This is a genomic window from Pseudomonas marginalis (genome assembly GCF_024169655.1).
GTDB classification, from domain to species: domain Bacteria; phylum Pseudomonadota; class Gammaproteobacteria; order Pseudomonadales; family Pseudomonadaceae; genus Aquipseudomonas; species Aquipseudomonas paraveronii.
The window spans coordinates 254,019-279,272 of the sequence record NZ_JALJWV010000001.1; the positions used below are offsets into that span (position 1 = coordinate 254,019).

General features: G+C 60.9%; 20 protein-coding genes. 12 read left to right on the forward strand and 8 right to left on the reverse strand.

The window, feature by feature from the left end; translation table 11 throughout:
- Positions 1-28: 28 nt before the first annotated feature.
- On the reverse strand, positions 29-1,324 hold the full coding sequence (locus tag J2Y83_RS01060) for a murein hydrolase activator EnvC family protein (protein ID WP_253392737.1): 1,296 nt from the start codon (positions 1,322-1,324) through the stop codon (positions 29-31).
- Between the two features lie 257 nt (positions 1,325-1,581).
- Complete coding sequence (gpmI, locus tag J2Y83_RS01065) at positions 1,582-3,108, reverse strand: 2,3-bisphosphoglycerate-independent phosphoglycerate mutase (RefSeq protein WP_253392739.1); 1,527 nt, start codon at positions 3,106-3,108, stop codon at positions 1,582-1,584.
- A gap of 151 nt (positions 3,109-3,259) precedes the next feature.
- Between gpmI and J2Y83_RS01070 the strand changes: the two genes are divergently transcribed.
- From J2Y83_RS01070 to secB, 3 genes are read left to right on the forward strand one after another with little or no spacing between them, the layout of a single operon-like run.
- A complete protein-coding gene (locus J2Y83_RS01070) occupies positions 3,260-3,673 on the forward strand; it encodes a rhodanese-like domain-containing protein (protein ID WP_017849931.1) in 414 nt (137 codons plus the stop codon).
- 1 nt (position 3,674) lies between these two features.
- Positions 3,675-3,929: a glutaredoxin 3 gene (gene grxC, locus J2Y83_RS01075; RefSeq protein ID WP_253392741.1), complete on the forward strand. Its 255-nt coding sequence runs from the start codon at positions 3,675-3,677 to the stop codon at positions 3,927-3,929.
- A 42-nt stretch (positions 3,930-3,971) separates the two neighbouring features.
- A complete protein-coding gene (secB, locus tag J2Y83_RS01080; RefSeq protein WP_014716520.1) occupies positions 3,972-4,451 on the forward strand; it encodes a protein-export chaperone SecB in 480 nt (159 codons plus the stop codon).
- A 120-nt stretch (positions 4,452-4,571) separates the two neighbouring features.
- On the opposite strand, the gene J2Y83_RS01085 is transcribed toward secB, so the two are convergent.
- Positions 4,572-5,027, reverse strand: coding sequence for a tRNA (cytidine(34)-2'-O)-methyltransferase (locus tag J2Y83_RS01085; RefSeq protein ID WP_247397321.1), 456 nt, complete (start codon positions 5,025-5,027; stop codon positions 4,572-4,574).
- Between J2Y83_RS01085 and J2Y83_RS01090 the strand changes: the two genes are divergently transcribed.
- On the forward strand, positions 5,026-5,466 hold the full coding sequence (locus J2Y83_RS01090) for a hypothetical protein (RefSeq protein ID WP_253392743.1): 441 nt from the start codon (positions 5,026-5,028) through the stop codon (positions 5,464-5,466). The two genes, J2Y83_RS01085 and J2Y83_RS01090, sit on opposite strands and share 2 nt — an antisense overlap.
- A 531-nt stretch (positions 5,467-5,997) precedes the next feature.
- Here J2Y83_RS01090 and ntrC read toward each other — a convergent pair.
- From ntrC to glnA, 4 genes are all read right to left on the reverse strand, one after another.
- Positions 5,998-7,434, reverse strand: coding sequence for a nitrogen regulation protein NR(I) (ntrC, locus tag J2Y83_RS01095; protein WP_253392745.1), 1,437 nt, complete (start codon positions 7,432-7,434; stop codon positions 5,998-6,000).
- Positions 7,431-8,516 (reverse strand): nitrogen regulation protein NR(II), encoded by a 1,086-nt coding sequence (gene glnL / locus J2Y83_RS01100; protein WP_253392747.1) that lies wholly within the window; start codon positions 8,514-8,516, stop codon positions 7,431-7,433. Before glnL ends, ntrC begins: the two co-directional genes overlap by 4 nt.
- Before the next feature lie 312 nt (positions 8,517-8,828).
- Positions 8,829-9,365, reverse strand: coding sequence for a chorismate mutase (locus J2Y83_RS01105; protein WP_253392749.1), 537 nt, complete (start codon positions 9,363-9,365; stop codon positions 8,829-8,831).
- 208 nt (positions 9,366-9,573) lie between these two features.
- Positions 9,574-10,980, reverse strand: coding sequence for a glutamate--ammonia ligase (gene glnA / locus J2Y83_RS01110; protein WP_253392751.1), 1,407 nt, complete (start codon positions 10,978-10,980; stop codon positions 9,574-9,576).
- A 334-nt stretch (positions 10,981-11,314) separates the two neighbouring features.
- Between glnA and thiI the strand changes: the two genes are divergently transcribed.
- Together thiI and typA are read left to right on the forward strand one after the other, a co-directional pair.
- On the forward strand, positions 11,315-12,769 hold the full coding sequence (gene thiI, locus J2Y83_RS01115) for a tRNA uracil 4-sulfurtransferase ThiI (protein ID WP_253392753.1): 1,455 nt from the start codon (positions 11,315-11,317) through the stop codon (positions 12,767-12,769).
- A 139-nt stretch (positions 12,770-12,908) separates the two neighbouring features.
- Entirely contained in the window at positions 12,909-14,729 is a 1,821-nt protein-coding gene (gene typA, locus J2Y83_RS01120) for a translational GTPase TypA (RefSeq protein ID WP_253392755.1), read from the forward strand.
- Between the two features lie 195 nt (positions 14,730-14,924).
- Here the strand turns inward: typA and J2Y83_RS01125 are convergent, their stop codons facing one another.
- Positions 14,925-15,359, reverse strand: a complete 435-nt coding sequence (locus J2Y83_RS01125) for a YkgJ family cysteine cluster protein (RefSeq protein ID WP_253392757.1) — start codon at positions 15,357-15,359, stop codon at positions 14,925-14,927.
- Positions 15,360-15,595: 236 nt separating this feature from the next.
- Here J2Y83_RS01125 and J2Y83_RS01130 point away from each other — a divergent pair, with 236 nt between their 5' ends.
- The 6 genes from J2Y83_RS01130 to J2Y83_RS01155 all read left to right on the forward strand — a co-directional run bounded on the left by J2Y83_RS01130 (position 15,596) and on the right by J2Y83_RS01155 (position 25,254).
- Entirely contained in the window at positions 15,596-18,046 is a 2,451-nt protein-coding gene (locus J2Y83_RS01130) for a glycogen/starch/alpha-glucan phosphorylase (RefSeq protein WP_253392759.1), read from the forward strand.
- Between the two features lie 158 nt (positions 18,047-18,204).
- Entirely contained in the window at positions 18,205-21,744 is a 3,540-nt protein-coding gene (locus J2Y83_RS01135) for a DUF2339 domain-containing protein (protein ID WP_253392762.1), read from the forward strand.
- On the forward strand, positions 21,744-23,096 hold the full coding sequence (locus J2Y83_RS01140) for a DUF3999 domain-containing protein (protein ID WP_253400325.1): 1,353 nt from the start codon (positions 21,744-21,746) through the stop codon (positions 23,094-23,096). The genes J2Y83_RS01135 and J2Y83_RS01140 overlap by 1 nt, the downstream gene beginning before the upstream one ends.
- 109 nt (positions 23,097-23,205) lie before the next feature.
- The gene (locus tag J2Y83_RS01145) at positions 23,206-24,216 is read left to right on the forward strand and encodes a class 1 fructose-bisphosphatase (protein ID WP_253392764.1); all 1,011 of its coding nucleotides are present in this window, start codon (positions 23,206-23,208) and stop codon (positions 24,214-24,216) included.
- Positions 24,217-24,399: 183 nt separating this feature from the next.
- A complete protein-coding gene (locus J2Y83_RS01150; RefSeq protein WP_247400529.1) occupies positions 24,400-24,654 on the forward strand; it encodes an outer membrane protein assembly factor BamE in 255 nt (84 codons plus the stop codon).
- Between the two features lie 30 nt (positions 24,655-24,684).
- Entirely contained in the window at positions 24,685-25,254 is a 570-nt protein-coding gene (locus J2Y83_RS01155; protein ID WP_253392766.1) for a lipocalin family protein, read from the forward strand.

The window sequence follows — 25,254 nt, forward strand, 5'->3', positions numbered from 1 at the left end:
CGAACGAACTCCTAATGTAGATGCGACCCTATCCTTGGGTGCGGCACCATTGTGCAGGGTCGCTCGGGCGGCCCTGCTGACGAATAGCGAAGTACAGCGCCGGAGTGTCCTGGCCGCCACTGTTACCGACAGTGGAGATGGATTCACCGGCTTTTACCACATCACCTGCCGACTTGAGTAAAGTCTGATTGTGGCCATAAAGACTCAAATAGCCATTACCGTGGTCGAGAATCACCAATAGACCGGCGCCCCGCAGCCAATCGGCAAACACCACGCGACCGCCGTGGACGGCGTGGACCTGGCTGCCGGCGGCTGCGCTGATCATCACCCCATCCCACTTGGCGCGGGTGTCATCGCCACGGGTTTCCCCAAAGCGTGCCAGTAGTCGACCATCAACGGGCCATGGAAGTTTGCCGCGAGCTGAAGCAAAAGGGCCGCCGAAGGATTCGCCCGCGCTGGAAACCAGCGGGCCAGGCGCTGCATGCGCCGGTTTACGTGGGGCCGGAGCGTCGGTAGTGGCTGCCAGTTCGGCCTCACGCTGACGCTTTTTTTCTGCTTCCTGCTGGGCGATCAGCGCTTTTTGTCGCGCTTCCTCGGCCTCGCGTGCCTGGCGAGCCAGGGTTTCTTCGATGGTTTTCAATACTTTGGCCAGGTCGGCCTGGTCCTGCTCGCGGGCTTGCAGCTTGGCGTCACGGGCTTTCACGTCGTCATTGAGCTTGGCCAGGGCCAGTTGGCGTTCCTTGCGCACCTTGTCGAGCTGGTCGCGCTGGGTGTCGAGGGCGCTTTTCTGGTCGAGCAACTGTGACTGCTGGTCGGCGATTTCCTGTTCGACGTTGGCCAGTTGGCGCAGGGTTTCGTTGAAACCTTTCAATTGAGCCAGGCGGGCCTTGCTCAGGTAATCGTAGTAGGTCAGGGTGCGCGCGAATTTTTCCGGGTTCTGCTGGTTGAGCAGCAGCTTGAGGTATTCCTGGCGGCCGCTCTGGTAGGCAGCGCGGGCCTGGATCGCGATCAGGCGTTGCTGTTCAACGCGTGCGCTCTGGAGTTTTTTTTTCTCAGCGTCGAGTCGCTCCAGTTCCGACTCGCTCTTCTTTAATTCTTTTTGTAGCTCCTGGACTTGTTTCTCCAGCTGGCCCATTTCGGTTTCCGTGCCGCGCAGGTCTTTCTGCACCCCGGATTTTTCTTCCTGGAGCTTGCCGAGCAGTTTTTTCAGCTCGGTAATGTCCTGACGCGTAGCGTCCAACTGTTGTTGGGTTTGTGCGCGCTCATCGGCAAATGCCGGTTGGAGCAGGCAGACAAGAGCGAGGGTAATCAAGGCGCGAAGCATAGAGGCGGGCGACACCAGGGAAATGGACGGCCTAGTATGCCCGCCAAGCGCTGCAAAAAAAACGCCCATTTGGGGCTTCTGGGCAAGATAGGTGCCGAGTGGCAGTGGTATGGCGAAAAGACACCTACCCAACACCGAGAGTCCAATGTGGGAGGGGGCTTGCCCCCGATTGCGGTGGATCAGTCATGTAGATGCCGACTGACATGCCGCTATCGGGGGCAAGCCCCCTCCCACATTGATTTTCGGTGATGCTGTAATCAGACCAGGATTGAGGTGCCGGTCATCTCTTTTGGTTTCTCCAGCCCCATCAACATCAACATGGTCGGCGCTACATCGGCCAGCACGCCACCGTTGCGTACTTTCAGGTCGCGCTTGCCGACGTAGATGAACGGCACCGGCTCGGTGGTGTGGGCGGTGTGGGCTTGTCCGGTGGATTCGTCGGACATTTGCTCGCAGTTGCCGTGGTCGGCGGTGATCAGCGCTTCGCCGCCGACTTTTTCCAGGGCGTCGACGATGCGGCCCACGCACAGGTCCAGGCATTCCACGGCCTTGATCGCGGCGGCCAGGTTGCCGCTGTGGCCGACCATGTCGCCGTTGGCGTAGTTGACCACGATCACGTCATAACGCTGGTGATCGATGGCATCGACGATCTTGTCGGTGACTTCCGGCGCGCTCATTTCCGGCTGCAGGTCGTAGGTCGCGACCTTCGGCGATGGGATGAGGATGCGCTCTTCGCCCGGGAACGGTTCTTCGCGGCCACCGGAAAAGAAGAAGGTCACGTGGGCATATTTCTCGGTTTCGGCGATGCGCAGTTGGGTCTTGCCGTTTTTCGCCAGGTAGTCGCCCAGCACGTTTTCCAGGCTGCCCGGGGCAAAAGCCGACGGGGCCGGGATGTTGGCGGCGTATTGGGTGAGCATGACGAACTCGACTTTCGGCTGGCGCGCGCGTTCGAAGTCCTTGAAGCCGGGGTCGACGAACACGTGGCTCAGCTCGCGGGCACGGTCGGCGCGGAAGTTCATGAACACTACGGCATCGCCGTCTTCGACTTTCACCGGCTCGCCGATGGTCGTGGCTTTGACGAACTCATCGCTCTCGCCGCGCGCGTAGGCGGCTTCCAGGCCTTCCTGGGCGGTGGCGGCGTTGAATTCGGCCTGGCCGTCGACGATCAGGTTGTAGGCCTGGGACACGCGGTCCCAGCGGTTGTCGCGGTCCATGGCGAAATAGCGACCGACCAGGCTGGCGATACGGCCCTTGCCCAGGGCGGCGAAGGCGGCGTCCAGCAGTTCGATCGACGACTGCGCGCTTTTCGGCGGCGTGTCGCGGCCGTCGAGGAAGGCGTGCAGGTAGATCTTGTCGGCGCCGCGCTTGAAGGCCAATTCGGCCATGGCCACGAGATGGTCCTGGTGGCTGTGTACGCCGCCGTCGGACAGCAGGCCCATGAAGTGCACGGCCTTGCCGGCGGCGACGGCTTTATCGACTGCCGCGCAGAGGGTCGGGTTCTCGAAGAACTCGCCGTCGCGGATCGCTTTGGTCACGCGGGTGAAGTCCTGATAGACCACTCGTCCGGCGCCGAGATTCATATGGCCGACTTCCGAGTTGCCCATTTGGCCGTCCGGCAGGCCCACGTCCATGCCCGAACCGGAGATCAGGCCGTTGGGCTGGGTGGCGGTCAGGCGGTCCAGCACCGGCTTGTTGGCCGAGTACACGGCGTTGTCGTGGTGGCTTTCACTGTGTCCGAAGCCATCGAGAATTATCAGGACCAAAGGTTTAGGCGTCGTAGTCATAGATCCTCTCGCGGCGGTAATTAATGAAGGGGATTGAAAAGGGAGTGGCAGTTTAAAGCGAAGTTCCGACCACGTCACCGCTTTACGGGGGTTGGCCCCCCCTGACGGCTGTGTATACTTACCGCCATTTTAACGCCCTGGAACCTCCTTGATGGTTGATCACCTGATTGCATTTGCCACTGCCCACTACCTGCTCGCGGGTGCCTTCGTCATCCTGCTGGCGCTGCTGATCGCTCATGAAATGAGCCGCGGTGGCCGCAGCCTGAGCACGTCGGAGCTGACCGCGCTGGTCAACAAGGATGAGGCCGTTGTCGTGGATATCCGTCCGGCCAAGGATTTTGCCGCCGGTCATATCGTCGGTGCCCTGAACATTCCCCAGGACAAGCTGATCGCGCGCCTGGCCGAGCTGGAAAAGCACAAGGCCAAGACCATCATCCTGGTCGACGCCCAAGGCCAGCATTCCGGCACTCACGCCCGCGAAATGCTCAAGACCGGCTTCACCGCCGCCAAGCTGTCTGGTGGTATCAGCAGCTGGCGCGCCGATAACCTGCCGCTGGTGAAGTGATATGAGCCAGGTTGTCGTGTATTCCAGCGATTGGTGCCCTTACTGCATGCGGGCCAAGGCCTTGCTGGAGAAGAAGGGTGTTGCCTTCGAAGAGATCAAGGTCGACGGTAAACCCCAGGTGCGCGCCGAAATGGCCCAGAAGGCGGGGCGCACGTCCGTGCCGCAGATCTGGATCGGCGCCGAGCACATCGGTGGATGCGATGACCTGTTTGCCCTTGAGCGCGCCGGAAAGCTGGACGCGCTGCTTCACGTCTGACTCCTAAACCCTAAAAGACCCCAAGATCAAGAAGGATCTGCGATGACTGACCAACAGAACACCGAAGCAGCAGAAGCTCAAGGCCCACAGTTTTCGCTGCAGCGCATCTATGTGCGCGACCTGTCGTTCGAAGCGCCGAAAAGCCCGGCCATCTTCCGTCAGGAATGGACCCCAAGCGTTGCGCTGGACCTGAACACCCGTCAAAAAGCGCTGGAAGGCGACTTCCACGAAGTCGTGCTGACCCTGTCGGTCACCGTCAAGAATGGCGAAGAAGTGGCCTTCATCGCTGAAGTGCAACAGGCCGGTATCTTCCTGATCCAGGGCCTGGACGAAGCGTCCATGAGCCACACCCTGGGTGCGTTCTGCCCGAACATCCTGTTCCCATATGCCCGCGAGACTCTGGACAGCCTGGTCACCCGTGGCTCGTTCCCGGCGCTGATGCTGGCTCCGGTGAACTTCGATGCCCTGTACGCGCAAGAGCTGCAGCGCATGCAACAGGAAGGCGCACCGACCGTTCAATAAGTCGACGCGGTAAAAAAATGTGGGAGGGGGCTTGCCCCCGATGCCGGAGTGTCAGTCGACATCTATTTGACTGATCCACCGCAATCGGGGGCAAGCCCCCTCCCACATTTGTTTTGTGTGTTACTTGAAGCCGAGTTGGCGCCAGCCTTCGTAGACGGCTATGGCGACGGTGTTGGACAGGTTCAGGCTGCGGCAACCTTCGCGCATCGGCAAACGCAGGCGATGGCCGTCGGGCAGGGCGTCGAGCACCTCGGCTGGCAGGCCACGGCTTTCCGGGCCGAACAGGAAGGCGTCGCCGTCGGCGAAGCTGGCATCATGGAACGGCCGCGAGCCCTTGGTGGTGAACGCGAACAGCCGAGGGTGGCCCAGGCTTTCCAGGCAACTGGCGAGGTCGGCGTGGCGCTTGAGGGTGGCGTACTCGTGGTAGTCCAGCCCGGCGCGGCGCAGGCGCTTGTCGTCCATGTCGAAGCCCAGGGGCTCGATCAAATGCAGGTGGCAGCCACTGTTGGCGCACAGCCTGATAACGTTGCCGGTATTCGGCGGAATTTCTGGTTGAAAAAGGATGACGTGAAACATGCACGGCTCCGAAGGCAAAGATGCGCTGCATTCTACCCTCGAAGAGGACCCCAGGCCGAAGCTATTGCCGAGGGTTTTGGGCTCTTTGGCGATTGTCGGCCTGATGGTCGGCCTGATGATCGGGCGCCTGACCACCCCGGACCCTGTCGAGTTGCTCCAGGTAACGCCTGTAGCCGACGGTGCGGTGGTGTGGTTCAACAGCGAACCCAAGCTGCACGGTGAGCACGTCGACGGCACCGTGGCGCTGTTGTTCGACGCGCAGGGCAAGCCCGTCAGCGGGCAGCTCAAGGTCAATGACAAGGATGTGAACTGGCGCGTGCGCAAGACCGATGGCGGTCTGTTGCTCAGCCTGGTGGCGGCGCGGCCGTTGCGTGGGGAATGGTCGGGAGAGAAGGCTGAAGGCCGCTGGCGGCTGGAGATCCATCTCCAAGAGCAATAAAAGAGGGAGTTCCCGGCCTGCCTGTACCAGGGCTCCCAAAACGGGATGAAGCCATCCGGCTTCGTGTTAAAGAGGGAATCCCCGGCCTGCCTGTACCGAGGTTCCCGAAAGCGGTGTGGAGCGCGACGCGGTTCGCATCAAGCACCCCGGGTGTAAAGAGGGGATTCTCGGCCTGCCTGTACCAAGGTCCCCGAAACTGGGTTGTATCAGGGTTATTGCAGGGGGCGTGCCACACTGGCCAAGTTGCTCGAAAAAAACGCTCCAGACAGCGGAAAGCCCCGGAATACGGGGCTTTGGTGTTTTTGCTTTTCAGATTTTATTCAACGAGGCTGAGGTTTCAGGCGTTGGCTCCGTGCCCGATGCCGGTTCATGGTGCATTGAAGCGGTGCATGGTCGCCAAACCTTATGCAGATCCAAATGTGGGAGGGGGCTTGCCCCCGATGGCGGTGGATCAGTCATGTAGATGTCGACTGACATGCCGCTATCGGGGGCAAGCCCCCTCCCACATTAGCTCTTCAGTGGGGCTGAGATTCAGCCCTCGTCCCCGTCGTCATCATCCCCGCCATCCACCTTCATCCCCAGTTCCTTGATCTTGCGCGTCAGGGTATTGCGGCCCCAACCCAGCAGCACGGCGGCATCGCGGCGGCGGCCGGCGGTGTGCTTGAGGGCGGTTTCGATCATGATCCGCTCGAAGGCCGGCACGGCGCTGTCCAGCAAGTTCGACTGGCCGCGTGCCAGGGCCTGGTCGGCCCATTGGCGCAGCGCCTGTTCCCAGTTGGTCACGGGCGCCGAGTCCTGCGGCAGGCTGAGCAATTCCGGCGGCAGGTCGCCGATATGCACTTCGCGCCCGGACGCCATCACCGTGATCCAGCGGCAGGTGTTCTCCAACTGGCGCACGTTGCCGGGCCATGGCAGGTTTTTCAGGTATTCCTCGGTCTCGCTTTTCAGCAGCTTCGGCTCGACGGCCAGCTCCTGCGCAGCGCGGCTGAGGAAGTGGCGCGCGAGGGTCGGGATGTCTTCGCGACGGTCCGACATGCGCGGGATGTGGATGCGGATCACGTTGAGGCGGTGAAACAAGTCCTCACGGAACTTGCCCGCATGCACCAGGGTTTCCAGGTTCTGGTGAGTTGCGGCGATGATGCGCACGTCGACCTTGACCGGCGTATGCCCGCCCACACGGTAGAACTCGCCGTCCGCCAGTACGCGCAGCAAGCGGGTCTGGGTATCGGCCGGCATGTCGCCGATTTCATCGAGAAACAGTGTGCCGCCGTCCGCTTGTTCAAAGCGCCCGCGTCGCAGGTTGGCCGCGCCGGTGAAGGCACCTTTCTCGTGGCCGAACAGCTCGGATTCCATCAAGTCCTTGGGAATCGCCGCCATGTTCAGTGCGATAAACGGCGACGCCGCCCGTGGGCTGTGGCGGTGCAGGGCGTGGGCCACCAGTTCTTTACCGGTGCCCGACTCGCCATTGATCAGCACGGTGATGTTGGAGTGGCTCAAGCGCCCGATGGCGCGAAACACTTCCTGCATCGCCGGCGCTTCACCGATGATTTCCGGGGTGCGGGTCAGGGCGGGCGGGGCTTCCTGGTTCTGCTGTTCCTGGGCGTGCTGGTTGGCGCGCTTGACCAGCGCCACCGCTTCGTCCACGTCGAACGGCTTGGGCAGGTATTCAAACGCACCGCCCTGATAGGACGCCACAGCGCTGTCCAGGTCCGAGTGCGCGGTCATGATGATCACCGGCAGGCGCGGGTGCTGCTCGCGAATCCGTGCCAGCAGGTCCAGGCCGCTGGCACCGGGCATGCGGATGTCGGAGATGATCACGTCGGGCTGCTGGCGCGCCAGGCGGCTCATCACCCCGTCAGCGCTGTCGAAGCTCTGGGTGGTCATGCCTTCCTGTTGCAGGGCTTTCTCGAGGACCCAGCGGATAGAACGGTCGTCATCGACGATCCAGACAGTTTCACTACGGCTCATGTCGATGGGGCTCCTTGTTCCAGAGGCAGAAAGATCGAGAACGTGGTGTGGCCAGGATGGCTCTCACATTCGATCAGACCCTGGTGCTGGCTGATGATGTTCTGGGTAATGGCCAGGCCCAGCCCGGTACCGTCCGGGCGGCCGCTGACCATGGGAAAGAAAATGGTTTCCTGCAGTTCTGCTGGAATGCCCGGGCCGTTGTCGGTGATTTCGACTTTGGTTACCAGGCGATGGCGCACGTGGCCGATGGTGAACTGGCGCAAGGCGCGGGTGCGCAGGCTGATGCGGCCCAGGCGCAGCTCGTTCTGGCTGCTGATGGCCTGCATGGCGTTGCGCACGATATTGAGTACCGCCTGGATCATCTGCTCGCGGTCGATCAACACGTCGGGAATGCTTGGGTCATAGTCGCGCACCAAGGTGATGCAGCCTTGGCTTTCAGCCTCGACCAGTTGGCAGACACGCTCCAGCACCTCATGCACGTTGGTCATCGCCAGCGCCGGCAGCTTGTTGGAGCCGAGCATGCGGTCCACCAGGTTACGCAGGCGGTCGGCCTCTTCGATGATGACGTTGGTGTAGTCCTTGAGGTGCTCGTCCGGCAGCTCGCGCGCCAGCAACTGCGCTGCGCCGCGAATCCCGCCCAGCGGGTTCTTGATCTCGTGGGCCAGGCCGCGCACCAGCATCTTGCTGGTCTCCTGCTTGGACAGCTGCGCTTCTTCCTTGGTGATACGCAGCAGGCGGTCACGCGGGTGGACTTCGAGCAGCAGCAGGGTGCTGCCGTTGCTCAGGATCGGGGTCACGGCGTAGTCGACGGTCAGGGTCTGGCCGGTCAGGGCGGTGAGCATCGCTTCGCGCTTGGTGAACGGGTGTGCCTGCTCCACCGCCTGGCGCAACGAGCTCAAGGCTTCGGCCGACTCGGTGAACAATTCGCTGATGAACTGCCCATGGCTGCGCTGGCCGCTGATGGCCAGGAGCATCTCTGCCGCCGGGTTCATGTACTCAAGGCGCAGGTCGTCATTGAGCAGGATGGTCGCGGTGGTCAGGTTGTCGAGTAACAAACGGTGCAGTGCATCGCTGATGGTCATCAGGACCTCTTTTGGAGCAAGGCGCGGGCTTGAGGCACACGCTGATACAAGGAAAATGCAAAAACCAAACCAAGGCTCCGAAAAGAAGCGTTTAAGCCCTGAAATAGGGGTTTAAGGCGCGAAACTGTGGCGTTCTGCCAGCTTCATCGGGAAGTTTCGAACCAAAATGGGCTGGGTCGGTGGGAAGGGTGCAAGCTGTCGCACCAATATAGTGCGATTTTGTGACGCTTGCTCAGGACGTGCCGAATTCACACAAATCAAATGTGGGAGGGGGATTGCCTCCTCCCACATTTTTGGATCGGGTTCACCGTTTTAGTTTTTGTAGATACACAGCTCGGCGGTCGCGCGGATCATCGCCAACTGCTGCATCGGCTCATTGCGCGGCTCATGCACCGCCTCGGCCAGCCATTGCGGGCACTGTGGGTCGGTGCGCTGTGGGCTGAAGTCGGCCAACTGCTGCAGCAGGCGTTTTTGCAGTTGGTCCAGTTGCGGGCGAATCTGCTTGACCAGGTCCGGGCGCGGATCGTCGGGGGCCTTGCCCTGGAACTGCCAGTCGGACAGATGGGCGTACTGCACCAATTTGTTCGCTTCGATCTGCGCCGAGAAAAATTGTTCGGCAGTGGCGGGGTCCAGCTTGTAGCTCGGTGCCAGGGCGACGACGCTGGCGATTACCTCTTGCTCGCGTTTCTTGTCTTCTACGGGCTTGTGGCTGTCCCACTTGCTCAGGGCGACCTGGTCGGCGATCGCCAGGCGTTCGGCGATGCTGTTGAGTAAAGGTTCGAGGCTGGGCGGCGCAGCGCTCGCACTGGCGCTGACGAATAACAGAGCGAACACAAGTCGACGGTTCAATGCTGATCTCCTTGTGGGAGGGGGCTTGCCCCCGATAGCAGAGTGTCAGTCAGCACTGGTATCAACTGATCCACGGCTATCGGGAGCACGCTCCCTCCCACCTTTTTGATTGGGTTTGCAGGTGCGGAATTGTGTAATTCCCGGGCAAAAAAAAGACCTCCCGAAGGAGGTCTTTTTCGATCACGCCACGTTAAGCGACGCTACCGGATCAGCAGCTGTAGTACAGCTCGTATTCCAGTGGGTGTACGAAGGTACGCACCTTGATTTCTTCTGCGCTTTTCAGCTCGATGTAGGCATCGATGAAGTCGTCGCTGAACACGCCGCCTTTGGTCAGGAACGCACGGCCCTTGTCCAGCTCTTCCAGGGCTTCTTTCAGGCTGCCGCACACTTGTGGGATCTCTTTGGCCTCTTCAGGCGGCAGGTCGTACAAGTTTTTGTCGGCGGCGTCGCCTGGGTGAATCTTGTTCTGGATGCCGTCCAGGCCAGCCATCAACAGTGCAGCGAAGCCCAGGTACGGGTTGGCTGCTGGATCCGGGAAGCGGGCTTCGATACGGCGAGCGCGTGGGCTGGACACGTAAGGAATACGGATCGAAGCGGAGCGGTTACGTGCCGAGTAGGCCAGCATTACCGGTGCTTCGAAACCTGGGACCAGACGCTTGTAGGAGTTGGTCGACGGGTTGGTGAAGCCGTTCAGGGCCTTACCGTGCTTGATGATACCGCCGATGAAGTACAGGGCAGTGTCGGACAGGCCGGCATAACCTTCGCCAGCGAAGGTGTTCTTGCCATCTTTGGCGATGGACAGGTGAACGTGCATACCCGAACCGTTATCGCCGTACAGTGGCTTAGGCATGAAGGTAGCGGTACGGCCGTAGGCAACGGCAGTGTTGTGTACGCAGTACTTCAGGGTCTGAACTTCGTCAGCCTTGGCTACCAGGGTGTTGAACTTCACACCGATTTCGTTCTGGCCGGCAGTGGCCACTTCGTGGTGGTGTACTTCGATGACCAGACCCATGTCTTCCATGGCGTTGCACATGGAGGTACGGATTTCGTGGTCGTGGTCGAATGGTGGAACCGGGAAGTAACCGCCTTTGATACCTGGACGGTGGCCATGGTTGCCGCCTTCAACGTCCTGGTCGGACATCCACGAACCTTGTTCGGAGTAGATCTTGAACATGGAGCCGGAGATGTCGGACTTGAACTTCACTTCGTCGAAGATGAAGAATTCTGGTTCCGGGCCTACGAATACGGTGTCGCCGATACCGGTCGACTTCAGGTATTCCTCGGCACGCTTGGCGATCGCACGTGGGTCGCGGTCGTAGCCTTGCATGGTCGAAGGCTCGATCACGTCGCAGACGATGATCAGGGTTGGCTCTTCGGTGAACGGGTCCAGCACGGCAGTGCTGTCGTCCGGCATCAGGATCATGTCGGAAGCTTCGATGCCTTTCCAGCCGGCAATGGAGGAACCGTCGAACATTTTGCCTTCTTCGAAGAACGCGTCATCCAGCGCGTCGCGAGCCGGCATGGTCACGTGGTGCTGAGTGCCTTTTGTGTCCGTGAAGCGCAGATCAATCCATTTAACGTCATGATCTTTGATGAGTTGAACCGACTTCGACATGGTGTCCTCCGGGGTGGCTTCGGGCTGGGTAGTGGAGTTAGCCCTTAGAATGTGGGTGATGCCGGCGCGGATAGTCCGCCATGGCAACCTGCCTCACAAGAGAGCAAATTGCATGCCAGTGCGCCAACATGGCTTTTTTGCGTCAAAATGGCCCCTATAAAGGTGCAAACCGCTGAAACGGAATAAATAACGCACTGCAATGTGGCGTCGCTTTGCGTGAATGACCTGTTTTGGTGCGTTGCGTCGGCGATGCATATTAACTGGTTAAACCTTGAGCGATTTCCGCTATAATCCGCGCCCCCCTTTTTCGGCAGGCCCGGCGCGCGCTGTTTCCATGAAATTAATCGTTAAAGTCTTCCCCGAGATCACCATCAAAAGCCGACCGGTACGGATGCGTTTCATCCGTCAGTTGGCCAAGAACATCCGTACCGTGCTCCGCGATCTGGACCCGGCGGTGGTGGTGAGCGGTGTGTGGGACAATCTCGAGCTGGAAACCCGTGTCACCGACGCCAAGGCCTTGAAGGATATGACCGAACGCCTGAGCTGCATGCCGGGTATCGCGCATTTCCTGCAGGTGGACGAGTACCCGCTGGGCGACTTCGACGACATTACCGAAAAGTGCAAACAACACTTCGGCAGTGAGCTGGAAGGCAAGATTTTTTCGGTGCGTTGCAAGCGTGCCGGCAAGCATCCGTTCAGCTCCATGGATGTGGAAAAATACGTCGGCAGCAAGCTGCGTCGCGAGTGCGGCGCCGCCGGAATTTCCCTCAAAGCGCCGCAAATTGAAGTGCGCATGGAAATTCGCGACCAACGGTTGTTTGTGATCCACAGCCAGCACAATAGCATCGGCGGCTACCCGCTGGGCGCCCTGGAACAGACCCTGGTATTGATGTCCGGCGGTTTCGATTCCACGGTGGCGGCCTACCAGATCATGCGCCGCGGCCTGATGAGCCACTTCTGCTTCTTTAACCTGGGCGGGCGTGCACACGAATTGGGCGTGATGGAAGTCGCGCACTATATCTGGAAGAAGTACGGCAGCTCCCAACGCGTGCTGTTTGTCAGCGTGCCGTTCGAGGAAGTGCTGGGCGAAATTCTCGGTAAAGTCGATAACAGTCATATGGGCGTAGTATTGAAGCGTATGATGTTGCGCGCGGCGTCCCGAATTGCCGATCAACTGCAGATCGACGCGCTGGTGACCGGCGAAGCGATTTCCCAGGTGTCCAGCCAAACGCTGCCGAACCTGTCGCTGATCGACTGCGTTACCGAGAAGCTGGTGCTGCGCCCGCTGATCGCCAGCCACAAGCAGGACATCATCGACCTGGCAGAACAGATCGGCACCGCCGACTTTGCCAAGCACATGCCTGAATATTGCGGGGTCATTTCGGTGAACCCCAAGACCCACGCCAAGCGCAACCGCGTGGAGTATGAAGAACAACAGTTTGATATGGCGATTCTGGAGCGTGCGCTCGAGAACGCCAAACTGGTCCCGATCGATCGTGTCATCGACGAGTTGGGCCAGGATGTGCAGATCGAAGAAGTCAGCGAAGCCCTGGCCGGTCAGATCATCATCGACATCCGTCACCCGGATGCCGCTGAAGACGAGCCGCTGGAAATCGCTGGCATCGACGTACAAACGCTGCCGTTTTATGCATTGAACGCGCGTTTCAAGGAACTGGATAACAGCCGTCAGTACCTGCTGTATTGCGACAAAGGCGTGATGAGTCGCCTGCATGCCCACCATTTGCTCAGTGAGGGGCATGCCAATGTGCGCGTTTATCGACCGAGCTAAGAGCCCGGGGCTGTATGCCTGTGGCCTGCGTCACCGGCCCCCCGACTCTGCCGTCAAGCTGTAACGGCAAGGCCTGACTCTACTGTTAATCGCTGCCACGACCTGTCAGCACACCGAATCCTCTGATCGAGATACACAAGTGATCGAAAATCTACGTAACATCGCCATCATTGCTCACGTTGACCATGGTAAAACCACCCTGGTAGACAAACTCTTGCGTCAATCCGGCACCCTGGAGCGCAACGAGCTCAACGACGAGCGCGTGATGGACTCCAACGACCAGGAGAAAGAGCGCGGTATTACCATCCTGGCTAAAAACACCGCTATCAACTGGAACGGCTACCACATCAACATCGTGGACACCCCGGGCCACGCCGACTTCGGCGGCGAAGTAGAACGCGTAATGTCGATGGTTGACTCCGTTCTGCTGCTGGTTGACGCTCAAGACGGCCCTATGCCGCAAACCCGTTTCGTGACCAAGAAGGCTTTCGAAGCCGGCCTGCGTCCGATCGTGTGCATCAACAAGGTTGACCGTCCAGGCGCGCGTCCGGACTGGGTTCTGGACCAGATCTTCGATCTGTTCGACAACCTGGGTGCTACCGAAGAACAACTGGACTTCCAGGTGATCTACGCTTCGGCCCTGAACGGTATTGCCGGTCTGGAACACACCGCCATGGCGGAAGACATGACCCCGCTGTACCAGGCGATCGTTGACCACGTTCCACCACCGAAGGTTGACCGTGACGGTCCGTTCCAGATGCAAATCTCGGCACTGGACTACAACAGCTTCCTGGGTGTTATCGGCGTTGGCCGTATCGCTCGTGGTAGCGTCAAGCCGAACACCCCGGTTGTCGCTATCGGCGCCGACGGCAAGAAACGCAACGGTCGTATCCTGAAGCTGATGGGTCACCACGGCCTGCACCGTATCGACGTTGAAGAAGCGTTCGCCGGCGACATCGTGTGCGTCAGCGGTATGGACTCGCTGTTCATCTCCGACACCCTGTGCCAGCCGGACACTGTCGAGGCGATGAAGCCTCTGACCGTTGACGAGCCAACCGTTTCCATGACCTTCCAGGTAAACGACTCGCCTTTCTGCGGTAAAGAAGGCAAGTTCGTGACTTCCCGTAACATCAAGGAACGTCTGGACAAAGAGCTGCTGTACAACGTGGCACTGCGCGTTGAAGAAGGCGACTCGGCTGACAAGTTCAAGGTTTCCGGCCGTGGTGAGCTGCACCTCTCGGTACTGATCGAAACCATGCGTCGCGAAGGCTTCGAAATGGGCGTTGGTCGTCCTGAAGTGATCATCCGTACTGTTGACGGCGTGAAGCAGGAACCGTTCGAAAACGTCACCATCGACACCCCTGAAGAATCCCAGGGCAAGGTCATGGAAGAGATGGGCCTGCGTAAGGGCGACCTGACCAACATGGTGCCGGATGGCAAAGGCCGTGTGCGTCTGGAATACAACATCCCTGCTCGTGGTCTGATCGGTTTCCGTAACCAGTTCCTGACCCTGACCAACGGTGCTGGCATCCTGACCTCGATCTTCGATCGCTACGACACCATGAAGTCCGGCGACATGTCCGGCCGTCAGAACGGTGTTCTGGTTTCGGTTGAAACCGGCAAGGCGCTGACCTACTCCCTGGAAACCCTCCAGGCGCGTGGCAAGCTGTTCGTTGAACACGGTCAAGAGATCTACAACGGTCAGATCGTGGGTCTGAACAGCCGTGACAACGACATGGGCGTCAACCCAACCAAAGGCAAGAAGCTCGACAACATGCGTGCTTCGGGTAAAGACGAAACCATCGCTCTGGTTCCACCGGTGAAGTTCACCCTGGAACAGGCTCTGGAATTCATCCAGGACGACGAGCTGTGCGAAGTCACGCCTAAGTCGATCCGCCTGCGTAAGAAGATCCTGGACGAAGGCGAGCGTACCCGCGCTGCCAAGAAAGCCAAGAACTGAGTTAACTCAGGCTGAATGAAAAACGCCCCCGGTCGAAAGGCCGGGGGCGTTTTTTTATGTCTGCAGGTTTTGTGCTGAATGTACCGGCCCTATCGGGGGCAAGCCCCCTCCCACAGTTTGATTTGTGAACACATTTCAAAATGTGGGAGGGGGCTTGCCCCCGATGAGGCCCTTAAGAACACTACAAAAACCGGATCAGAACTTATCGAGAGTCTTGAAATGGGTCTCGCGCACCACTTCCTTCGGCTTGTACGCGCAATACCCCGGCCGTGGGCCGATTTTCGGGTGGTTGCGGCAGGTATCCGGGCGCTTGTCATAAATAGTGCAGAAGCGCGTCTTACGATCCAGGTACAGGCAGTCGTTGTTGCTCATGCGCTGCAGGGTGAAGATCTCGGATTTGCTGTTGTAGCGCTCGACGATGCCTTCCTTCTGCAAGCGCTTGGCGATGTTCTTCGCCGGGTCGCCACGCTCGAATTCATCGACGATGCCAATGCGGATCAAGTCTTTGATCTTCACTTCGACCGGCAGCGTGCAGCAACTGGACACGCAGCCCCCGCACATGTGGGCGGAATATTTCTGCCAGGTCTCGAGACGGTCGAGTTCCGCGGCGGCGATCAGTTGAGGCTTCATCAGGGTTCCAAGGTGGGGCGGTATCCGGGCGCGCGATCATACCGGGATTGATGGTTTTTTGAACAATATTTTCGGGTTTTCAGCTGGAAGGCCAATCGAATGATGATCGGGCACGACCCCTGCATTAAATTTATGCAAAGGTGAATGAGTTAAAAAACTGCCGAACCAGAGCGTCGACCGTCTGTCAGACCGACTAGTCTCTAGCAACTCCTTCAATCTCGCCCGAGGTCGCACCGATGTCTCAGGAACCGCTTGCACGAGAAGCAGAGGTAGCCGCGTTTCGCGATGCTGTCTTGACCAAACTCACCTATGCGGTGGGCAAAGACCCAGATCATGCCTTCGACCACGACTGGTTCGAAGCCATTGCCCTGGCCGCCCGCGACCAGATGGTCGAACACTGGATGGACCACACGCGGCGTATCTACCGTAAAGGCCAGAAGCGGGTTTATTACCTCTCCCTCGAATTTCTCATCGGCCGCTTGCTCTACGACAGCCTGAGCAACCTCGGCCTGCTGGAGATCGCCCGCGAAGCGCTGGTGGGCCTAGGGGTCGACCTGGAGCGCATCCGCCTGCTGGAGCCCGATGCGGCGCTCGGCAACGGGGGCCTGGGTCGCCTGGCGGCGTGCTTTATGGAAAGCATGTCGACCTTGGGCATCGCCGGCCATGGTTATGGCATTCGCTATGAGCACGGGCTGTTCCGCCAGGCGATTGTCGATGGCTGGCAACAGGAACAGACCGAACGCTGGCTGGATTTCGGCAACCCGTGGGAGTTCGAGCGGGCCGAAGTGATTTACCCGATCGGCTTTGGCGGCAGCGTCGAAACCCTGCCGGATGCCGCCGGCAAGCTGATTCAGGTGTGGTCGCCCAGCGAAACCGTGCGGGCTGTGGCCTACGACACTCCGGTGGTTGGCTGGCGCGGTGCCAGCGTCAACACCCTGCGGCTGTGGCGCGCGCGCGCCGTGGAAGACCTGCACCTGGAGCGCTTCAACGCCGGTGATCACTTGGGCGCCGTCGCCGAAGTGGCCCGCGCCGAAAGCATCTCCCGAGTGCTTTACCCGGCCGACAGCACCGAAGCGGGGCAGGAACTGCGCCTGCGCCAGGAATACTTCTTCGTCTCGGCCTCGCTGCAAGACTTGCTGCGCCGCCACAAGAACATGCACGGCTCGGTGCTGAGCCTGGGCGAACATGCGGCGATTCAGCTCAACGACACGCACCCGTCCATCGCGGTCGCTGAATTGATGCGGCAACTGGTGGACCTGCACGACATTCCCTGGGACGCGGCGTGGGACGTCACCGTCGAAACCCTGTCGTACACCAACCACACGCTGCTGCCCGAAGCCCTCGAAACCTGGCCGGTCGGCCTGATGGAACGCATGTTGCCCCGGCACATGCAGATCATCTACCTGATCAACGCCCAGCACATCGACTCGCTGCGCGCCAAGGGCGTCCACGATTTCGACGTGCTGCGCGCCGTGTCGCTGATCGAGGAAGACAACGGCCGCCGCGTGCGCATGGGCAACCTGGCGTTCCTCGGCTCCCATAGCGTCAACGGCGTATCCGGCCTGCACACCCAACTGATGCGCAGCACGGTGTTCTCCGAACTGCACAAGCTGTACCCGGAGCGCATCAACAACAAAACCAACGGCATCACCTTCCGCCGCTGGCTGTACCAGGCCAACCCCCAGCTCACTTCGATGCTGGTGGATGCGTTGGGCGCGGATATTCTCGACAACATGGAAACCCGTCTGGTCGAACTGGAAACCTTTGCCGAGAAGCAGGCCTTCCGCAAGGCCTTCGCCGAGCAGCGCCTGCACAGCAAGCGCGCACTGGCCGAGATCATCCACGAGCGCCTGGGCATCGCGGTCAACCCGGCGGCGATGTTCGACGTGCAGGTCAAGCGCATCCACGAATACAAGCGCCAGTTGCTCAACCTGCTGCACACCGTGGCGTTGTACCAGGCGATCCGTGCCGAGCCTGAGATCGACTGGGTGCCACGGGTGAAGATCTTCGCCGGCAAGGCGGCGGCGAGTTATCACCAGGCCAAGCTGATCATCAAGCTGACCAACGACATCGCTCGCACCGTCAACAACGACCCCACCGTGCGCGGCTTGCTCAAGGTGGTGTTCCTGCCCAACTACAACGTCAGCCTGGCGGAAAGCATCATTCCGGCGGCGGACTTGTCGGAGCAGATTTCCACCGCCGGTTTTGAAGCGTCGGGCACCAGCAACATGAAGTTCGGCCTTAACGGCGCGCTGACCATCGGCACCATGGATGGCGCCAACGTGGAGATGCACGAGCGTGTGGGCGGCGATCATATGTTCATCTTCGGCCTCAGCTCCCAGGAGGTGGAAGCCCGCAAGCACGCCGGTGAATTCCACGCCGGGCCGGAAATCGCCGCGTCCCATCGTTTGAACGATGTGCTGCAAGCGATTCGCGGCGGGGTGTTCTCGCCGGATGATCCGGGCCGTTATGTGGGCTTGATCGATGGGCTGATCGACTACGACCGCTTCCTGGTGTGTGCCGACTTCGATTCCTACTGGGATGCCCAGGCCCGGGTCGACGCGCATTGGCATGATTCCAAGGAATGGTGGCGTTCGGCGGTGCTCAATACCGCGCGAATGGGCTGGTTCTCTTCGGACCGCACCATCCGCGAGTACGCCACCGAAATCTGGAAAGCGCTCGACTAAGCCCCCAAAACCAAAATGTGGGAGGGGGCTTGCCCCCGATAGCGGACTGTCAGTTTGCAGATATGTCGACTGGCACACCGCTATCGGGGACAAGCCCCCCTCCCACATTGGTCTCGCGTCGATATACTGAGCCCCGGTTTGCTTAGGGAATATCGACCATGCAATGGATTTTCATGCTGATTGGGCTGGCGCTTGGCTGGACACTCGATGAGTCGTTCAGCGACGCGGGCATCGGCGCGCTGCTGGGGTTGGGCATTGGCCAGGCGATTCGCCTGTCGATGCTGGCTTCGCGCACGGATGAACAAAGCCGTCAGTTGGAGACCGCGCAGAAAGCGCTCTCCGCGCTGGAGCAACGCCTGGCGCAACTGGAAAAACCTGCGCCTGAACCCGCGCCGCTCGCACACAGTGTGTTGGTCGAATCCCCCGTTGCCGAATCTACCCCGCCAGCCGAGGCACCCGAACTTGTCTGGGAGTTGCCCGCTGAACTGGCGTCAACGCCCGTCGCCATCGTTGCCGAACCGAGTCAGGCATTACCGGCGGATGTCTGGAAACCTGCCGAGAAACCGCATGCGCCTGAACCGGTTATCCCCCGAGGCCCTAACCTGATCGAACGCGCCATCGGCGGCGCGCGCAATTGGCTGTTCGGCGGCAATACCGTTCTGCGCGTCGGCGTGGTGCTGTTGTTCCTCGGCTTGGCCTTTTTGCTGCGCTATGCCACCGAAGGCATGGTGGTGCCGATTGAACTGCGTTATGCCGGGGTTGCCGCCGCTGCATTGGGCCTGCTGGGCCTGGGCTGGTGGTTGCGGCTGCGCAACAGTAATTACGGCTTGATGCTGCAAGGCACCGGCATTGCGGTGCTCTACCTGACGGTGTTTGCCGCGATGCGCTTGCACCCGTTGATCGACCCTGGCGCGGCGTTGGGCTTGCTGGTGGCGGTCACGCTGTTTTCGGCGATTCTGGCGATCACCCAGGATGCGTTGGGCCTGGCCTGCGCAGCGGCGCTGGGCGGGTTTGCCGCGCCGATCCTGACCTCCACCGGCGCCGGCAGCCATGTGGCGCTGTTCAGTTACTTTGCCCTGCTCAATGCTGGCATCCTCGCTATCGCCTGGTTCAAGGCCTGGCGCCTGCTCAACCTGATCGGCTTTGTCGGCACCTTCGGCATCGGCTTCGCCTGGGGCCTGCGCTCGTATGCCCCGGAGCTGCTGTGGAGCACCGAGCCGTTCCTGATCGTGTTTTTCCTGATGTACCTGGCGATCGGTTTGCTGTTCACCCGGCGCAAATTGCTGGAGATGAGCGACGCGCCCGAAGACGACAGCCGGGGCGCGCTGCTGCGCTGGTCGGCGGCCAAGGGCGATTATGTCGACGGCAGCCTGCTGTTCGGTCCGCCGCTGGTGGGCTTCGGCTTGCAGTTCGCACTGGTGCAGCACCTGGAATTTGCCGCTGCGTTCAGCGCCCTTGGCCTGGGCATTATTTATATGGGCCTGGCCCGCTTGCTCAGTGGCGGGCGCGCCTTGCTGCTGGCGGAAACCTGCCTGGCCCTGGGCGTGATCTTCGCCAGCCTGGCGATTCCCCTGGGCCTCGATGCGCGCTGGACCGCAGCGGCCTGGGCCGTGGAAGGTGCCGGGATCTTCTGGCTCGGTTTGCGCCAGCAACGGCCATTGGCACGGGCGTTTGGCCTGTTGTTGCAACTGGGCTCGGCGCTGGCGTTCCTCAGCGAACTGCGCGTCGGCACACACACATTGTTGGACGGCGCGCCATTGGGTGCGCTGTTGCTGGGCGCCGCGTTGTTGTTCAGCTTCGCGCAGTTGCGCAAGGCATCCACGGAGCAGGCGGCGGAGTGGGAGCGCAAGGGCCTGCCGGTATTGGCCAGCCTCGGGCTGACCTGTGTGTACCTGCTCGCACCGCTGCTGTTGCTGACCCAAGGCACCGCCATCAGTTGGGCGATTGCTGGCCTGGTGACGCTGTCTGCCGGCTTGCGCATCGGTTCACGGACCTTCCTGTTCACTGCCTTCGCCGTGCAACTGCTGGGCGGCGCGCTGTTCCTGCTGCGCCTGCAAGGCGGTGAAGGGGCGGCGGTATTCAGCGCGGGTTGGGGCGGTTTGCTGACGGCGTCGCTGATCGGGCTGGCGTTGATCGGTGGCATGCTGCTGGCGGCCCGCGACGACATGGTGCGCAGCGATGTGCGGCTGTTGCGCGGGTTGTCGGTGGTGCTGCTGGCCGGCCTGGTGTTGATCAACCTGGCCGTGCTGTTTGTGCTGCCCTGGGACAGCGCCAGCGGGGTGTGGGCGGCGAGTGGTTTGCTGGTCATCTGGTTGAGCCTGTACCTGCAACAGCGCGTCAGTTTCGTCTTCGGTTTGCTCCTGCAACTGCTCGGTGGCGCTTCGTTCCTGTTGGCGGTGCCGGAACTGCTCGGGTCGTTGCCTCATGAAGGTTTGCGTCCGCTGGGGCACAGCGGTTTCTGGACGCCGATGGTGCTGGGCCTGGCCGCCCTGGTCGGCGCCTGGCGCTTGCAACGCGAACCCCATGCGCCGGTGTTTGCCGTGCTGAAGCTGCAACGCCTGTCCGACCTGTTGTTGGTGTGGGGCGCGGCCTGGTGGGCGCTGGCGCTGATCGGCGAAGTGCTGCGGTTCATCCCGCAAGAGCTGCAGGGTGCGTTCCTGCTGGGTATCGCAGCGGTGAGCGTGGCGATCTGGACGCTGTTCGCGGCGCGTCTGCGCTGGGCCTCGCTGGGTATGCTCTGCACCTTGCTGATGCCGGCGGCGGCTGCGGTGTTGCTGGTATCCGCGCATAGCTACTATCACCCGGCGGCGCAGTTCGGCTGGCTGGCCTGGCTGGCGGTGTTCGCGGTGCATTTCATCTCGTTGCGGCGCTTGGCGGCGGTGGCTCCGGCCAAAGTATTGAGCGTTGCCCACGTGTTGGGTAGCTGGATGTTGATCGGCGTCCTGGCGCTGGAGCTGCGCTACGGCCTGTTGTTGCTGTCGAGCGAATACAATGCCTGGCGCTGGCTGGGCTGGGCGATTTTGCCGAGTCTCTACCTGGTGCTGGCGGCTGCGCCACGCCGTTGGCCGTGGCCGGTGTCGGCCTATCCCAACGAGTACCGCGTGTTGGCGGCACTGCCGTTGGCGCTGCTGATGCTCGGCTGGTTCTGGCTGGCGAACAGTTTCAGCGACGGTACGGCCGAGCCTTTGCCGTATGTACCGCTGATCAACCCGCTGGACCTGGGCCTGCTGTTTGCTCTGCTCGGTGTGTATCTGTGGTCGCGCAGTGTGGCGCCGCAGCGCGGGCCGCGTGCTGAGTGGATCGCCCAAGGGGTGGCGGGTGCTTCGCTGTTTGCGTTCTTCACGGCGCTGGTGATGCGTACCGCCCATCATTGGGGCGGCGTGCCGTTCCAGTTGGACGCGTTGCTGGAGTCGATGCTGGTGCAAGCCGGCTTGTCGATCGTCTGGACCCTGATCGCCCTCGGCCTGATGATCGGCGGTCATCTGCGCCATCGTCGCGAAGTGTGGCTGATCGGCGCGGCACTGATTGCCGTGGTGGTGGCCAAGCTGTTTTTTGTCGAGCTGAGCAATCGTGGCGGCTTGGCGCGGATCGTGTCGTTCATTGGCGTAGGCGGGCTGTTGCTGGTGGTGGGTTATTTCGCACCGCTGCCGCCCAAGCGCGCCGAACCTGTGTTGGAAACTGAAGGAGCATCCTCTTGATCGGTAAGTTGAGCGTGGCGGTAGTGGGCGTGTGTGCGACGTTGTCGGTGTGGGCCCAGGAAACACCCGCCGACTTCACCACCCAGGTGCCGCTGAGCGTCAGCGGCAACGGCCCGTGGTATCGCCTCGAATTGCCGTTGGCCGTGCAACTGAGCGCCCGCCAGGCCGACCTCAGCGATCTGCGCGTGTTCAACGCCGCGGGTGAACCCCAGGCCTATGCGCTGTCGCGCCAATCCGCGCAACACACCGAAAACCGTAACGTTGCCGATGTGAAGTGGTTCCCGCTGTACGCTGCCGACACCCGCGAAACCTTGCCGGCGGTGGTGGTGAAGTCCAGCGCCGAAGGCACCTTGCTGGAAGTGCGCCCCTCCACAGCTTCCGCGGCTGGCCAGCAGGTGCTACGCGGCTGGGTGCTCGACGCCAGTGCGATCAAGGCCCCGTTGCAGCAACTGAGCCTCGACTGGAGTCACGAGCAAGAAGGCTTCCAGCGGTTCAGCATTGAAGCCAGCGATGATTTGCAGCACTGGACGCCTTGGGGCGACGGGCAAGTGGCGCGCTTGTCGTTTGCCGACGAGCGCGTCGAGCAGCATGACGTCAGCCTGCCGGGGCAACCGGCGCGTTACCTGCGCCTGTTGTGGCAGGGCCAGGCGGCGCCGCTGTTGACCTCGGCCAAATTGGCCAGCGCCACCCGCAGTAGCCAGCCGACGCCATGGGTGTGGTCGCAGCCGCTTTCCGGCACGCGGCTCCAGGCGGGGGAATACACCTGGCAGTTACCGGCGGGGCTGAATGTCGAGCGCCTGCGCGTCGAATTGACACAGCCCAATACGCTGGCGCCCGTGACCTTGTCGGGGCGGCGTGACAGCAAGCAAGCCTGGCAGCCGCTGAGTAACGGTTTGCTGTACCGCCTGACCCAGAACGGCCAGGACGTGGTGCAGGATCAATTGCAGTTGCCGGGCCAGGCGGTCGCCGAACTCAAGTTGCAGGTGGATGAGCGCGGCGGTGGCCTGGGCGCTGCGGCGCCGACCCTGCAGGTTGCCGTGCGCGCCACGCAGTTGGTGTTCCTGGCGCGAGGTGAGCCGCCGTTCACCCTGGCGCTGGGGAACGCGTCGGCCAAGGCGGCGAACCTGCCGCTGTCGACCCTGATCCCTGACTACAACGCCGAGCGTCTGAATAGCTTGGGGCAGGCCAAGGTGGCCGGGGATGTCGTGCTCACGTCGCCAGCGCTCGTCGCCGCTGTCGACACCGAACCGAACTGGAAAAAACTCGGGCTCTGGGCGGTATTGGTGCTCGGTGTGGCGGTGCTGGGGGCCATGGCCTACAGTTTGCTGCGCAAGCCTGCGGCGGCACGTTAAATAAAGTCCATGAACTCTATTGGGTTTAAATCCTCTGATAGGAGGAAATACACCCCAACTCGCGTTAAACTGCGCGGGTTTTTAGCCCCCCCATACATCGGAGCCTTCCATGTCCCGCGTTACCCTGAGTCGCTATTTGATCGAGCAGACCCGCAGCAACAACACGCCTGCCGATCTGCGCTTCCTTATCGAAGTGGTGGCGCGTGCTTGCAAGGAAATCAGCCACGCCGTGTCCAAAGGCGCGCTGGGTGGTGTCCTGGGCAGCATGGGCACTGAAAACGTCCAAGGCGAAGTGCAGAAGAAACTCGACGTGATCTCCAACGAGATCCTGCTCGAAGCCAACGAATGGGGCGGTCACCTGGCCGGCATGGCGTCCGAAGAAATGGACAATGCCTACCAGATCCCGGGCAAATACCCGAAAGGCGCCTACCTGCTGGTGTTCGACCCACTGGACGGTTCGTCCAACATCGACATCAACGCCCCGGTCGGCACCATCTTCTCGGTACTGCGTTGCCCGAACGAACACCTGAGCCAGAACGAAGCCCTGAACGAAAAGGCCTTCCTGCAGCCGGGCACTCAGCAGGTTGCCGCCGGTTATGCGATCTACGGCCCGCAGACCATGCTGGTCCTGACCCTGGGCGACGGCGTCAAAGGCTTCACCCTGGACCGCGAAATGGGCAGTTTCGTCCTGACTCACGAAGACATCGTGATTCCTGCGGCTACCCAGGAATTTGCGATCAACATGTCCAACCAGCGCCACTGGGAAGAACCGGTCAAGCGCTACGTCAACGAGTTGATGGAAGGCGAAGACGGCCCGTTGAAGAAAAACTTCAACATGCGCTGGGTCGCGGCGATGGTTGCCGATGTACACCGCATCCTGACCCGGGGTGGCGTGTTCATGTACCCCCGTGACAGCCGCGAGCCGTCCAAGCCGGGCAAACTGCGCCTGATGTACGAAGCCAACCCGATGTCGTTTCTGGTTGAACAGGCAGGCGGTGTGTCCACCGACGGCCACCAGCGTATCCTCGACATCCAGCCCGAAGGCCTGCACCAGCGCGTGGCGGTGTTCCTGGGTTCGAAGGAAGAAGTTGAGCGTGTGACCGGCTACCACAAGCAGTAACGGTGGAAGGGAGCAAGCGCTCTCGCCAGGTTCAAGGCGTGAAGTCTTGAACGATAAGAAGCCCCGAAACGTTTCAGCGTTTTCGGGGCTTTTTTGTTTTCGTTTGTCGGGAACCAGACACCTGTTTTTCCTTCTAAGTTCTGGCAGATCCCCAACCTGCTTTGTCCCTCCAGGAGTTATTCCATGTCGTTACGCCGTCTCGCTTTGCTGGCTTTTTGCGTGCTGTTGGCCGCTTGCAGCAAGGTCAATCAGGAAAATTACGCGAAGCTGTCGGCTGGCATGGCCAAGACCGAAGTGGAGTCGTTGCTGGGCAAGCCGACCGATTGTTCCGGCGCGCTGGGCATGTCCAGCTGCACCTGGGGCGATAAAAACAGCTTTATCAGCGTTCAATATGCCGGTGACAAGGTTCTGATGTTTTCCGGGCAAGGCCTGAAGTAAACCGGGGCGAAAGCCTGCGGGAGAAGAAGAATGATGCGTTTTGTTTTGTTTTTTTGCGCCAGCCTGTTTTTGGCGGGCTGCGCCAGCCATTCTGGCGATGATCTGCAACCTAAGACCGCGAGTAACGTCAACCTCAAGCGTTACCAGGGCACCTGGTACGAATTGGCGCGATTGCCGATGTACTTCCAGCGCAACTGCGCGCAGTCCGAGGCCCGCTACACACTGCTGCCAGATGGCGATATGTCGGTGTTCAACCGCTGCCTGACAACAGAATGGAAGTGGGAAGAAGCCAAAGGCACGGCCACGCCGCAAGTGCCGGGTAAGACCGACAAGCTCTGGGTGGAATTCAATAACTGGTTTACCGCGCTGTTGCCGGGCGTCGCCAAGGGCGATTACTGGGTGCTGTACGTCAGCGATGACTACAAGACCGCCCTCGTCGGCAGCCCGAGCCGGCGCTATATGTGGATCTTGTCGCGCACGCCAACGGTCAGCGCCGACACCCGCGAAGACCTGCTGAGCAGGGCGCGGCAGCAGGGTTATGACACCACACGTTTGATCTGGCGCACGTCGGACAAACAGATGGCGAAGACCTCGCAATAA